9 protein-coding genes and 1 pseudogene are annotated in these 14,629 nt (G+C 53.3%); 3 read left to right on the top strand and 7 right to left on the bottom strand.

Translation table 11 applies throughout. The features are described 5' to 3' along the window. Window positions 1-170: 170 nt before the first annotated feature. The 3 genes and pseudogenes from sanA (at window position 171) to BV494_RS25685 (ending at window position 5,804) form a co-directional block, all read left to right on the top strand. Complete coding sequence (gene sanA / locus BV494_RS02455) at window positions 171-1,094, top strand: outer membrane permeability protein SanA (RefSeq protein WP_104921418.1); 924 nt, start codon at window positions 171-173, stop codon at window positions 1,092-1,094. 270 nt (window positions 1,095-1,364) lie between these two features. Next, window positions 1,365-5,502 (top strand): annotated as a pseudogene (locus BV494_RS25690) (RHS repeat-associated core domain-containing protein). A gap of 11 nt (window positions 5,503-5,513) precedes the next feature. Next, window positions 5,514-5,804, top strand: coding sequence for a hypothetical protein (locus BV494_RS25685; protein ID WP_192938061.1), 291 nt, complete (start codon window positions 5,514-5,516; stop codon window positions 5,802-5,804). Window positions 5,805-5,903: 99 nt separating this feature from the next. On the opposite strand, the gene mglC is transcribed toward BV494_RS25685, so the two are convergent. From mglC to BV494_RS02415, 7 genes are all read right to left on the bottom strand, one after another. Continuing rightward, the gene (mglC, locus tag BV494_RS02445; RefSeq protein WP_104921417.1) at window positions 5,904-6,914 is read right to left on the bottom strand and encodes a galactose/methyl galactoside ABC transporter permease MglC; all 1,011 of its coding nucleotides are present in this window, start codon (window positions 6,912-6,914) and stop codon (window positions 5,904-5,906) included. Window positions 6,915-6,932: 18 nt separating this feature from the next. After that, complete coding sequence (mglA, locus tag BV494_RS02440; RefSeq protein WP_104921416.1) at window positions 6,933-8,465, bottom strand: galactose/methyl galactoside ABC transporter ATP-binding protein MglA; 1,533 nt, start codon at window positions 8,463-8,465, stop codon at window positions 6,933-6,935. 225 nt (window positions 8,466-8,690) lie between these two features. Further along, complete coding sequence (mglB, locus tag BV494_RS02435; RefSeq protein ID WP_104921415.1) at window positions 8,691-9,689, bottom strand: galactose/glucose ABC transporter substrate-binding protein MglB; 999 nt, start codon at window positions 9,687-9,689, stop codon at window positions 8,691-8,693. A gap of 249 nt (window positions 9,690-9,938) precedes the next feature. Continuing rightward, a complete protein-coding gene (gene galS, locus BV494_RS02430) occupies window positions 9,939-10,970 on the bottom strand; it encodes an HTH-type transcriptional regulator GalS (protein ID WP_104921414.1) in 1,032 nt (343 codons plus the stop codon). A 270-nt stretch (window positions 10,971-11,240) separates the two neighbouring features. Then, window positions 11,241-12,395, bottom strand: coding sequence for a DUF418 domain-containing protein YeiB (yeiB, locus tag BV494_RS02425; RefSeq protein WP_104921413.1), 1,155 nt, complete (start codon window positions 12,393-12,395; stop codon window positions 11,241-11,243). A 291-nt stretch (window positions 12,396-12,686) separates the two neighbouring features. Next, entirely contained in the window at window positions 12,687-13,358 is a 672-nt protein-coding gene (folE, locus tag BV494_RS02420) for a GTP cyclohydrolase I FolE (protein WP_104921412.1), read from the bottom strand. Between the two features lie 142 nt (window positions 13,359-13,500). Next, a complete protein-coding gene (locus BV494_RS02415; protein WP_104921411.1) occupies window positions 13,501-14,628 on the bottom strand; it encodes a YbfB/YjiJ family MFS transporter in 1,128 nt (375 codons plus the stop codon). Window position 14,629 lies beyond the last annotated feature (1 nt).

Here is a 14,629-nt window from a genome sequence, read left to right as displayed (position 1 = left end):
TTTTTTTTTCACTTAACTTGCGGCCCGTCGCCCAGATCTGCCAGTAATTCACTGAGAAGTGCTAAAAAAACCCGCGATACCGGTGGATACAGAGTCCAACGTATTGCGTCCCCTAAACAGGTAAAGTAGCCTTGGATCCGATTTCAATCCGATCATAAACAGGGATACCTATGATTAAGCGACTTATAGCTGGCGTTACCGGCATCGTAATTCTGATGCTGGCAGTCGCTATCGGGCTTGATCAGTGGATCAGTCTGCGCACTCAGCCATACATTTATGACGAAGTGCAGACCCTGCCTCACCGCCAGGTTGGCGTCGTGCTGGGAACCTCCAAGTATTACCGCACCGGCGTGATCAACCAGTATTACCTGTACCGCATTCAGGGCGCGATTAACGCGTATAACAGCGGCAAGGTGAAATACTTGCTGCTGAGCGGTGACAATGCGCAGCAAAGCTACAACGAACCGAGCACCATGCGACGCGACCTAATCGCCGCCGGTATTCCGGCCAGTGATATCGTGCTCGACTACGCCGGTTTCCGCACGCTGGATTCCATCGTGCGCACCCGCAAAGTCTTCGATACCAATGATTTCATTATCATCACCCAGCGTTTCCACTGCGAACGTGCGTTGTTTATCGCGCTGCATATGGGCATTCAGGCGCAATGCTTCGCGGTGCCTTCACCCAAAAATATGCTTACCGTGCGTGGTCGTGAAATCTTCGCCCGCCTCGGCGCGCTGACGGATTTATACCTGCTCAAACGCGAGCCGCGCTTCCTTGGCCCGCTGATCCCCATCCCCGCCATTCATAACATTCCGGATGATGCGCAAGGCTATCCGGCCGTCACGCCTGAACAACTTTTGGCATTACAACAACAGCTGGAAGCCGAGAAAAAAGCCGCCATCGCCAAGGCTGCAGCCGATAAAGCAGCAGCAGAAAAAGCCGCAGCGGATAAAGCGGCCGCCGACGAAGCCGCCAGAATCAAAGCTGAGCAGGAAGCCAACGAAGCTGCTCAGGCCGAAACTGAAGACGCGGAACCGGCACCTAAACCTGAACCGGTGAAACCGGTGGGAAGAAATCCATTCCAGCAGTGATTTGGGGGGAGTCTCATTTAGTCTGTTCCACTGATTTATAATTCTGCCTACCCTGTGGTATCCCAATCTTGTTGCCTGCGGATACCGCGGATATTTAACCCCTGCTTAATGCTTAATTCTTTGTGAACCGCCTCACAACGCACATCCTCTTTAAAGCTTAGCCTCTCGCATCTTGTTGATTTGGTTCTATTTGCACCGTGAATAAAACGATAAACATCTCACCTTCAAATCAATCATTCCACGGACACCTGATCTAAAAGGATTGACTCCATGACCGGATTTCCCGCTGCCCGACAGGGCGATAATACCGCCACCGGCGGCCCGGTTATTCAGGGTTCCCTCGGTGTAATGATTGGTGCTCCGACCGGCGTGGCGTGCTCGGTTTGCCCCGGCGGTGTGGTGGAAGGCAGCCCCGTTAACCCATCCCTCGGTGCCAAAGTCCTGCCCGGCGAGACCGATATCGCAATGCCCGCTTCTTTGCCTTTTGTACTTTCGCGCAGCTACAGCAGCTATAAAACCGGCACGCCTGCGCCGGTCGGGATGTTCGGCCCCGGCTGGGCGGCGGCGGATATCCGCCTGCAAATCCGCACCGATGAACTCATCCTTAACGATAATTCGGGGCGCAGCATTCATTTTCATCATCTTCCGCCGGGGCAAATTGCGTTCAGCCACAGCGAAAATCTCTGGCTGGCACGCGGCGGTGCGGATAAGCAAAACGAGGCTCATCCGCTCAGCAAGTTGTGGCAGGCGCTGCCGGACGAACTGCACAACAGCCCGCATCATTATTTTTGTGGCCAATGACGCCACAGGCCCGTGGTGGATTTTAGGCTGCGTGCAGTTGCCCGAAACCGCTGAAGACATATTGCCGCGCCCGCTGCCCGCCAGCCGGTTACTGCTCGGACTGACCGACCGTTTCGGCCATACGCTTAACTATCATCGCGATGCCGAAGGCGAATTCGCCGGGCAGATTACCGGCATCACCGACAGCTGCGGGCGGCGTTTTCGCCTTGAACTGATAATGCTGCCGGACTTCAAACCCGTGCCGGATAACGGCTGGGGCGAAGATGGCGGCGTGCGGCTTTCCGCCGTCTGGCTGACGAAAGATTTAGCGTTTTCGGACTTGCCGACAAAACCTCTGGTGCGCTACGGCTACACGCCGCGCGGTGAGCTGAAAACCGTGTATGACCGCGCGGGCGAAATTGTCCGGCAGTTCGACTGGCATCTGGAACCTGCCGGCACCGGCCTGATGGTTGCCCACCGCTACGCCGGACGTCCTGCCACGCATTACGTTTACGACGCGTCCGGAAAAGTCATTTCGCAGGTCAATCCCGGCGGCCTGAGTTATCAGTTTGAATACAGCAAAAACCAGACCCGCGTCACCGACAGCCTCGGGCGCTTACGCGTCTATCACTTCGAAGGCGAGCAGGGACTTCGCCGCGTAGTCAGACTGGAGCAAGCCGACGGCAGCGCTGTACAGAATAAATTCAACAACCGCGGCCAGCTGATATCGCAAACCGACGCTTCCGGACGGACCACCGAATTTCATATCAACCCGGCCAGTGGCACGCTGGGCGCGATTTTGCATCCGGGCGGCGAAAAACGTAGCCAGTTCAACTACAACAAACAAGGGCAGCTGATTTGCAGCACCGCGCCCGACGGACGCCGCGTGAGCAGGGAATATGATGCACTGGGGCGTCTGACCGCTGACACCGACGCCCTGCGCCAGACCCGCCGCTATCATTACGCCGACGATAAAAGCGCGCAGCCGTGCGCCACCGAAGATGCGGCGGGCGGGCGTCAGACGCTGGAATGGAATGCGGCAGGCTTGCTGGAAAGTTTTACTGACTGCTCCGGTTTCAAAACGATTTACCGCTACAACCGCGACGGTCAGCCGCTGGAAATCCAGCACGAAGAAGGAATGAAAACCCGCTTTGCGTACGATGCGCGCGGACGTCGGATGTCGCGCGAGGACAGCGCGGGACTTATCACCCGCTGGGAATACAATGCCACCGGAGATGTCATCACCATCACCCGACCGGACGGCACGCAAAGTACCCTGACTTACGATGAGCGCGGCAATCCAACCGCACAAAACGAAGGCGGGCTCACGCGACAAACCGAATTCGACAGCGCGGGCAGGTTATCGAGACTCGTCAACGAAAACGGCGCTGACACGAAATTCAGCTACGACGTCATGGACCGGCTGACACAGGAGGTGGGCTTTGACGGGCGCGTGCAAAACTATCAGTACAACGCCGCCGGTCAGCTAATCCGCAGCGACGATGCCGGGCTGATGACGCACTGGCATTACGATGACGAAGGCCAGCTTATCCGCCAGCAGCGCCCGGAGACAAACGACGGCCCGGACGACGTGCTGTGGCAATATGACGCCGCCGGACGCGTCACCGAAACCGCCCACCGCAGCGAGACCCATCTGGTCAGCGTGCGGTTCCAGTACGACGCCAACGATAACCTGAACGGCGAGCGGCAGATTATCCGCAACGCGCACGGCGACCTGCTCTGGCAGCACACCGCGGTGCGCGGTTTTGACGTGCGCGGCTTTGAATCCGCCGTCCGCTACGACGGTCTGCCGGAAATCAGCTGGCAAACTTACGGCCCCGGCCACCTGCTGGGCGTAAAACTCGGCGATGACGTACTGCTGGAACTCAACCGCGACAGGCTGCACCGCGAAACCACCCGCCGGTTCAGCGACGGCTGGCAGAGTGAAAATACTTATTCGCTCACCGGACAACTCGCCGCGCAGCACACGCCGGACGTAGGCCACCCGAACCTGAAACGCCATTATCACTACAACGCCGCCGGTCAGATGACGCAGATGACCACCGGCCTCGGCGACCACCATTACGCTTATACGCCAGCCGGTCGCCTGAACAGCGTCAGCTCGCCGGACGGCTTTCTCGCCACCTTCACCGACGCCGCCGGTAACCGCAACTGCACGCACCCCGACCTGAACACGCCGCTGGCTGACTCGCTGCCGGTCTGGTATCAAAACCGTATCCAGCGCGACGAACGGTATATTTATGAACACGACAAATTTGGCAACCTGACGGAAAAACGCCCGTACCGTGCGGGCTGGCGGGAAGCGCCGCGCGGAGCAATCAGCCACTTCTTCTATGACCAGGCGCACCGGCTGACCCGTTTCACGACAGAAGAAGACGGCCTGATTCAGACGCAGGCGCGCTATATCTACGACCCGCTCGGGCGGCGCGTCGGCAAGCACGTCACGCAAATCAATCCGCAATCCGGCGAAACAGAAACCCAGAACATCTGGTTCGGCTGGGACGGCGACCGCCTGGTGCTGACCGAAAACCGCGACACGCAGCTGCACACGATTTATCACCCCAACAGCTTCGTCCCGCTGCTGCGCGCCGAACACGCGCGCATGGAAGACAGCCACCGCTCGCTGGCGGAGAAACTCGAAGAGGAAAACGGCAGCGCGTTCCCGACCGAACTGCATCTGCGCCTGAATGAAATCGAAAAGGACATTCGCAAAAATCATCTCAGCGACGACAATCAGCAGTGGCTGGACGCCGTCGGCCTGAAAGCCGAAAACCTCGCGCTGTGGCTCGACCCGATGCCGGAAGGCGACGCGCTGAAACTGCACCTTTATCACTGCGACCACCTCGGCACGCCCATTGCGCTGATTAATCACAAAACCAGCAAAGTGGAATGGAGCGCGGTGATGGACGTCTGGGGCAACGCGGTCGATATTTTCAACCCGTACAAACTGCGTCAGCCCATCAGAATGCAGGGCCAGCATTACGACGAGGAATCAGGGCTGCATTACAACCGTCACCGTTATTATGACCCGATGCAGGGAAGATATATTACGCAGGATCCGATTGGGTTGAGAGGGGGGTGGAATTTATATGCTTATGGTTTTAACAAGCCTAATAAATATATAGACCCTCGTGGGTTAAATGGGGTTGGTTCAATAGTCAATTTACCGGGGATTGGCGAGAAAGGTTCGTTAGGTATATCAATAATGCAAAATGGAGCATCTTCAGAAGAAGTCGCCACGGCTATGGCCCCACCCCCCATAAAACCAATAGCAACGGGAGAATGCAGAGTCTCAGCAACTGCAGCGCTAGGGAGTGGAGTGTCAGGTGTAATATCGATTAATGAGAAAACCGGTGTGAGCGGTTTGGCTAGCGCACCATTAGCGTCCATTGCTTTGCGTGCTGCCGCCACATGCGGGCTGAAATTTAGAGATCCTGCCGCCAAAGATTTGAAGGCTGGGGCTGGATTTGCAATTGCACTCGGTGACTTTAGCATTGAGTTAGCACAAACATCGACATGGCCAGAGCTCTATATTGGAATTGGTCCTGGTGCTGGCCCTGAAATTAAAATCCCCTACACACCAAGTGTTTATGTACCACTATTTTAACTGAGGTTTATATGTGTGAAGAGATTCGAGTCGCCAGAATTATCGTGTTTTTTTTTGCTTTCTCAATTGCTTTAATCGCAGTGTTTACAGGGGTGTTTTTTTGCAAAAAAAGAAATATTGATATAAATACTTTCTCAGGCATGTTTGAAATGTATCGCATCATATTTTCCTTTAAAGAAAAAGCATTTTCATTATTGATGTTGTTTTGTATATATGGTGGCGCATTTATTATTTTTGTAACAATAGGTGTTAGCTTGTGGGCTGAAGGTAAAGGATGTGTTTTTCCAACACAATATAGCTAAATATATTCCCCTCTACCAACCAACTTTCGAAAAAAATCCCCGAATATATCGGGGATTTTTCACACTTCAAAATCACTTATCCTGAAGACAATCCGGTCGTTACTTCTTCTTAGCGTATTTCAAAGAGTCCAGCGCCACCGCGAAGATGATGATGCTGCCTTTGATGATGTACTGCCAGTAAGGGTTCACGCCGATGTAGGTCAGGCCGTAGTTGATGACGGTAAAGATCAGTACACCGGTCACCACACCTGCCACAGAACCCACGCCACCGGCGAATGACACGCCGCCGACCACACAGGCCGCGATAGCATCGAGTTCGTACATAAAGCCGAGGTTGTTCGTCGCACTGCCGATACGTCCTGCTTCGAGCAAACCACCGAACGCGTAGAACACGCCGGACAACGCGTAAATCATGATCAGGTTTAACGGAACGTTAACGCCTGAAACTTTTGCTGCTTCCGGGTTACCACCGATAGCAAAGATGTTTTTACCGAAACGGGTTTTGTTCCACAGCACCCAGACAAAAGCGATAGCAATCAATGCGTAGAAGGTGATGTAGGAGAGCTTAAGGCCACCTAAGTGGATAAAGCCTTGTGCAAACTGCGAGAAGCCAGGATCAAAGCCCGCGACCGGTGATGAGCCGACATAGTCGTAATACAGGGAGTTAATCCCGTAAACGATAATCATCGTACCCAGCGTGGTAATAAATGGCGTCACATTCAGGTACGCGATGATAATCCCGTTGAGCAAACCAATCAGCGCGCCAACAATACACACGGTCAGAATAACCAGTGGGATTGGCACCACGTCCAGATGCGGGAAGACTTTGTTGACGTTATCCATCGCCTGCAACATGGTGGCCGCAACAACTGCCGCTAAACCCACCTGACGCCCGGCTGACAGGTCGGTACCCTGCGTGACGATCAGCCCCGCGACGCCCAGTGCAATAATTACGCGCACGGAGGATTGCGTCAGAATATTACTTAAGTTGACCAGACTGAGGAAGCTCGGATCCTGGATAATAATAATCGCCAGTAAGACCAGCAGCACCACATAAATCCCGCCCTCTTTTAAATAAGTGAGCACACTTTTCTTATTTAATGCTTTCATAATAAGAACCCTTAAAAATTAGAGATGCAAGGAAGCCAGGCGTAAAATTTCGTTCTGCGAAGTATTTTTGGTTTCAACAATACCCGCAACCTGTCCATTACTCATAACCAAAATTCTGTCAGTAATACCCAGCAACTCAGGCATTTCAGAGGAGATAATGATGATCCCCTTCTCTTTTTTAGCCAACTCGGTGATTAACTGGTAAATTTCAAACTTAGCGCCAACGTCAATGCCGCGCGTCGGTTCATCCAGCATTAATATTTCAGGATTGGTTAATAACCAGCGCCCGATAATAACTTTTTGCTGATTCCCGCCAGACAATGAACCAATGCTGGTTTTATGCCCCGGCGTTTTCACCCGCATTGAATCGATAACCCATTGGGTATCACTTTTCATACGACTGGTATCAAGCAAACCGGCTCTGTTTTTATATTGACGAATATTGGAAATCAGCGAGTTAAAACCAATATCCAGATAGGCATAAATACCGGTCGAACGACGCTCTTCAGTCACCAGTGCAAAACCGTGGTTAATGGCTTCGTTTGCACTGTGATTATTAATTTTTTTGCCATGCAGCTTAATGGTTCCGGCGACTTTCTCGCGGATCCCAAACAGCGTTTCGACAATGTCTGTACGCTTCGCGCCGACCAGGCCGGCGATCCCGAGAATTTCGCCTTTGTGCAAATCGAAGGAGATATCGCGGATAGAAGGCTGACGTAATGAGGTCAGGTTACGCACTTCGAGGATGACTTCACCCGGTACGTTCTGACGGTCAGGGAAACGCTGGCTCAGCGAACGGCCCACCATCATGGAGATAATTTTATCCATGTCGAGGCCTTCGAGCGGCTGCGTGATAATCCACTGGCCGTCACGCAGAATCGTTATCTCGTCGCACAGCTGGAAAATTTCTTCCATCTTATGAGAGATATACACAATTCCGCAGCCGCGATCTTTCAGCTTACGGATGATAGTGAACAGGTGGTTCACTTCTTTTTCCGTCAGGGAAGATGTCGGTTCGTCCATAATCACGATTTTGGCATTGTAGGAAAACGCCTTGGCGATTTCGATCATCTGCATCTGCGAAACCGACAATTTACCGACCTTGTCCCGCGGGTCGATATCAATGTCCAGTTCGTCAAAAATCGCTTTGGTGTCTTTATACATTTTGTCCTGATCGACAAAAATGCCTTTGGTGGGATAACGCCCCAGCCACATGTTGTCCATAACGGTACGTTGTAACACCAGGTTTAATTCCTGATGTACCATCGATACGCCCTTTTCAAGCGCTTCTTTAGAACTTTTAAAATTAACTTCCTGGCCCTGAAAAAGAATCGTACCGGAGTCTTTGCTGTATATCCCGAAAAGGCATTTTAATAATGTGGATTTACCGGCACCATTTTCACCCATCAACGCGTGAATGGAATGAGGACGCACTTTTAAATTCACATTATCCAACGCCCTGACGCCAGGAAATGATTTATTGATACCACTCATTTCCAGCAGGAATTCGTCCGGCTTTGGTGTTGTGTCAGATAACGAATTATCGGCCATAGTTATACCTGGCTAAAGATAAAAATAAACGGGTGTATTAATACCTGATGTCAGCCCTGCCGGTAGTCAGTAAATTCACTACCGGCAGAACGACATGACGTCCTGTCAGATAAGCATTAACGTCTAATCACACTTAATATTTTTTACGGCTTAACCGCAATTATTTTTGCCACTGCTTAGCTTTGTTTTGTATTGCTGTCTGTCTTGACTACTGCTGGCGTACGCTTATTTCACAAACTGAGACAGATTATCTTTGTCTACTGCGACGTAAGGAATACGAACCACTTTGTTTTCAATTTTCCAGTTAGTGCCATCGGCGGCTGGTTTACCCGCTGCCAGATTTCTCGCCAGATCAAAGGTCGCTTTAGCCTGGTTGTTGGCATCGTTCAGCACGGTACCGGCCATTGCGCCAGATTTCACCAGCGCCAGCGCTTCTGCCAGGGCATCTACACCAAATACCGGAATGCTGGATTTGTTGTGAGATTTCAGTGCTTCTACAGCGCCCATTGCCATTGCATCATTGTTGGCAATAACCACTTCGATTTTGTTCGCGTTAGGACCGGACAGCCAGGCATCCATCTTGTCTTTCGCCTGTGCGGTATCCCACATAGCGGTATCAAGTTGCAGCTGTTCAGTTTTCAGGCCTTCTTTGCCATTCAGGGTGCTGATGACGTATTTGGTACGTGCTTCAGCATCCGGGTGGCCCGGTTCGCCTTTGATCAGCACGTACTGGATCACGCCGTCTTTGTTCAGATCCCAGGCTGGCGTCGCTTTCCAGTGTTTAGCAATCAGCTCGCCCTGGATAATGCCGGACTCTTTAGAGTCGGTACCGACGTAATAGGCTTTGTCGTAGCTGTCCAGATCTTTGCGGGAAGGTTCTTTGTTATAGAAAACGACAGGAATGCCAGCACCGCGGGCTTTCTCAATAATGACCGGAGCAGCCGCCGGGTCAACCAGGTTGATGGCCAGCGCTTTAACGCCCTTCGCCAGCATAACGTCAACCTGATCGTTCTGGGTGGACTGGCTGTTTTGCGAGTCATTCATCAGCAGTTGCACGTCCGGCGTCGCTTTCGCATCTTTCTCGATGGCTTTGCGCACTTCGGACATGAAGTTATCGTCATATTTGTAGATGGTAACGCCGATTTTAGTGTCAGCAGCGTGCGCAGCAAAACCAAACATCATGCTTGCAGCCAGAGTAGCCAGTGTGAAGACCTTCTTATTCATTTGTATCTCCGGTTATGTAGGGTGTTACAGAATTTGGCACCGGTATCCATGTGGGTGCAGTACAGCGCCACATCATGTTCGTGGGTGCCTGCCATCCTTGACCTATAACGTCCTGTCTCGCTGTGAAGCCAGTCCGGTAAGCCGGACACAAACTGAATCATGTTGAAAACGAATGCATCATAAAGGCGGCGATGTTAATAAACTGTGAAAGTTCTCACAGATTGAAAACGGTTACATCGCGTTATTTGATCAAAAAGTGACGGGTGCCACATTTTGCCACGGTGCCACAGAATGCCGCCTGACCAGCGTCGGCATAAAACAGTGCGAAACGCCCATAGCTAGCTGTTCTGCCGCACCTTTTAATGCCAGCTCAGTGGCAAGCGTCGCCATTGAAACAATCGGGTAACGCACCGTCGTCATTTTCGGGCTGGTGTAGCGGGCAATCGGGATATCGTCAAAACCCACCAGTGAGAAATCGTCAGGAATATTAATTCCGTTTTCTTTCAACACCGCCATCGCGCCCGCCGCCATTGAATCGTTGTACGTGAAGACCGCGCTGAGATGCAGATTGCGCCCAAGAAGCTCCACCATCGCCGCTTCGCCACCCTGCAAATCCGGGGAGCTTTGCGCACGCCAGCTTGCCGGTGGCGCAACGGCAGAATGATGTGCCTGCGTCATGGCCTGTAAATACCCCTGATAACGCTGCACATCATCTTCTATGCCGTGGCTCGAGCCGATGTAACCGATGCGCTGATGTCCCTGAGACAGCAGCAAACGCGTGGCCATTTCAGCGCCGCTGACGTTATTGAGCCACACACAGCGATGCTCGTAGCCCGGGATCACCCGGTTAATCAGCACCATGCCGGAAACCTGATCCATAAAATGCGAAAGCTCGTCATCACCGAGGGCTTTGGAGTGCACAATCAGCGCGTTACAGCGCTGACGAATCAATACTTCAATGGCGTGCCTTTCTTTTTCGGCAATGTGATAGCTGTTACCTATCAAAACGTACTTCTGATGCTGCTGGGCGACGGTATCCACCGCTTTGACCAGCGCGCCAAAAAAGGGGTCGGAAACGTCCATCACCACCACGCCGATGGTGTCGCTGCTTTGCGTTGCCAGCGCCTGCGCGTTGGCGTTAGGCCGGTATCCCAGCGTCGCAACGGCCTGCAAGACCTGCTCGCGGGCTTCTTTACTGGCGATAGACGGATTGTTCAGAACGCGGGAAACCGTGGCGACAGACACGCCAGCCAGACGGGCGACATCACGAATTGTGACCATTTGTCGCCCCGTGATCAGCCAGAGAGTGGTACGGAGGAATACGGAAATGATTAACCCAGGACGTGAAAAATGCAGACAAAGAGAAGCGAGGTGAAGTGCTCATGGCGTTTCCTTTTTTAGTGTAGTGGTCGTCAGACAGGCACGACCGCTATCCTAAACATTTTGTGAAACCGCCTGCGTGAATCACGTCACAGGAAAGAAAACGTTTACATACAATTCTGCAACGTTCATCCCAAATCTATAATTTAGGGTGATAACTCAGCACGCACCTCAGGCTGTTTTCACCTCAACACCCGAGGCTTTAATGGTCAGTTTTCGCCATAACCATTCCAGCGGCCCCTGACGGAAATAACGCAGCCACAGCAGCGTCACCAGCAGATTACACATCCAGACCAGCGGCACCAGCGCCAGCAATTGCAGCCGGTCGAAGTGCAGGAAGAAGCCGAAAAAGTTGAAGAATGTGGTGCAGATCAGCGTCTGTAACAGGTAATTGGTCAGCGCCATCCGCCCGACCTGAGAAATCCAGTGCACCACCCGCCAGCGGGAAATTACCGACCAGAAGCCATAACACAGCGCCAGATAGCTGACCGCCTGCATCAGCGAGCCAATTTCACGCGGAACCTGCATCAAAAAACCGCTCCAGCGGTAGTCCCAGCCACTCTTCCATTGCAGGTAAATCGCCGGAATTTGTATCAGCAATGAAAGCGGTAACAGTGCCGCCGCCACTTTGCGGTAATGCCGCTCGCTGAATTCACCTTTTAGCCAGCCGCTGCGCATCAGCCCGGAGCCGATAAGCATTGCACCCGCCAGTTCCCAGCCGTATTGCGCGCCAATCGCCAGCAGACTGGATGACAGGAGATCCAACCGGTTCTGAATGGCTTCCCAGCCGCCTTTCAGCCGCCAGTATTGCTCATACTGAATTTCAGCCGGTCCCGGCAGCCAGAAACTCCCCGCTTTGGGCGACGAAATCACGCCCAGAATCGCCAGCACCGCCACACCGATGAGGTACAAAATGATCCCCGTCGAAACCAGCGACTGACTGCTGCGCCCTTCCCTCACCATACGCCAGCACACCAGACCAATCAGGCCGTAGGACAGCAGAATATCGCCATCCCAAAACAACGTGGCGTGGATCAGGCCGCACAATAATAAAATCGAAAGACGCGACTGGATCCAGTGTTTGCCGCGCGGCAGCAGTAAATATAAACCGCCGCCAAACAGCATGGCGAACATCATCAGGAATTTTCCCTGTGCCACGGCGTCGAGCACCGCCCAGGTCCAGGTATCAGAAGATGAGGGAAGACCGGCGTAGGCCGGGTTCATATAGGCAGCTTTCGGTAAGCCGAACGCGCTGATGTTGAGCAGAAGAATGCCAAAAATGGCCAGGCCACGGGCAAAATCGAGTGTGGCAATACGTGAGCGCACCCGGAATTCCTTTTGAGGATTATTTGGATTTTAAGAATAAGTGAAGAGATTGACAGAGGCCACTCTTCAGGTAAATGAAGTTGTCGCGAAGAGAGCCCGATGCGCTGACACAAGTCAGTGATTCGGGTCTCCGGACGCGGCGAACGCAGTTGCAGCTTTATTTACGAAAAGCTGTGGTCTCCATTCAAGTAAATGAAGTTGCAGCAAGGCAGCAAGTAAGGAGAGCCCGATGAGCTGACACAAGTCAGTGATTCGGGTCTCCGAACGCGGCGAACCCAGCTGCAGCTTTACTTACGAAGAATGGCGGACGGTACGCAGGAATTCCTGACGCGTATTCTGGCTGGACTTGAACAGACCGCCCAGAGAGGTGGTGGTCGTTGCGCTGGTTGCATCACGCACGCCACGGGCTTTCACGCAGTAATGCACGGCATCAATCGACACTGCCACGTTTGGCGTGCCGAGCAGCGTCTGTAACGCCACCAGAATCTGCTGCGTCAGACGTTCCTGAACCTGCGGACGCTGCGAGAAGAACTGCACGATACGGTTGATTTTCGACAAGCCGATCACGGTATCTTTCGGCAAATACGCCACGGTCGCTTTGCCGTCGATGGTCACGAAATGGTGTTCGCAGGTGCTGGTCAGCGTGATATCACGCACCGTGACCATCTCGTCCACTTTCATCTTATTTTCGATAACCGTGATTTTCGGGAAGTTCGCGTAATCCAGCCCGGAGAAAATTTCATCCACGTACATCTTCGCGATACGACGCGGCGTTTCCACCAGACTGTCATCGGAGAGATCCAGATTGAGCAATTGCATGATGCCAGTCATATGTTCCTGGATCCGCTGTTTGCGCGTTTCGTTATCGATAGGCAGCGCTTCACGCAGAGGGGTTTCCAGACCACGGGTTAACAACGCCTCATGGACCAAAATGGCTTCTTTACTCAGGATTGGGGTTGGCATTCATTCTTCTCCGGCAGGTGTAATCACTTTGACGCAGATCACGCCAAAGTGAGGTGGGTTACTGTAGTGGAGAGCGGATTCAGAATCCAGTGATTGCTTTCCTGAGGGATGAAAAAGCCATGATTGATGAAATCGCGGCAAGTTATCGGTTATCCCGAATCACCAGCGCGCCCGCAATCACAAAACCGGCCAGTGCGACATACAACGCGGGTTCAAGATGATGCGTCAGCGCGGTCGATATCGCCGACAGCACCGGCCCGAACAGCTGCCCGACTGCGTAACCGGTCGTCAGCAGCCCCGCCATATACCGGCTGTGGTTGGGTGCCAGCTCGCGGCTGTACTGCAACGCGAGCTGAACCACGCTGAGAAAACCGCCGCCCGTCAGAAGCGCGCCGAGCACGAGGCCGGTAACGCCCGGCACCACTTCGGCACATAAAATACCGAGGCCCTGGATCCACAACGTCAGCGCCATGCGTGTATGCGTGGTCAGACAATGCCGGGTCAGGATCCCAATAACGATGCCAATTACCGCCGCACCGCCGAATACCGGCCAGACAAACTGCGCGAACAGGCTGTCAGGAAAACGCGCCGTCGCCATCTGCGATAAAAACGTAGCGGGCAGGATATAGCCGAAACCCGCCAGACTGTAACTCCACACCAGACGTTTCAGCGCAGGCGTCATCACCAGCGGTTCCGTCGCCACATGCGAACGATGCAAATCGCCTTTGCGCGGTAAGTTCGGCGTAATAATGGCCACGAAAATCAGCGCCAGCACGCCGTAAACGCTCCATGCCTGCGCGGACGTCAGCTGCAAACTGTGGATCCCCACCGCCAGCATTCCGCTGAGGAAAATCCCGACGCCCGGCCCGGCAAACACCGCCGCGCTCAGCGCCGGACGGCCATAATGCGCCAGACGTTCATTGCACCACGCCGACACCATCACCATCGCCCAGCCGCTGGTCCAGCCAATCATAAAGCGCACGATACTGTGCAGCACTTCACCGGAAATCACCGCCGACAGCAACGTCAGTACCACGCCGCCCCACACGCCCAGCCACAACCGGCGTTCCAGATGTTTCGCCGCGCGCATACCGTCGAACGCGCCACACAGATAACCGAGATAGTTGAAGGCGGCGACTAAACCCGCGCCGGTCAGCGTGAACTGATGTTCAGCTATCATTAAAGGAACCTGCGGCGTAAAAGCGAAGCGCCCGATCCCCATCGCGACGACAAAAGCCAGAAAACCACTTAGCGCAATACGAAAAGCCATA

It is taken from the genome of Rahnella sikkimica (assembly GCF_002951615.1).
In the GTDB taxonomy this organism is placed as follows: Bacteria; Pseudomonadota; Gammaproteobacteria; order Enterobacterales; family Enterobacteriaceae; genus Rahnella; species Rahnella sikkimica.
This window is presented reverse-complemented; position numbering and strand designations above follow the sequence as displayed.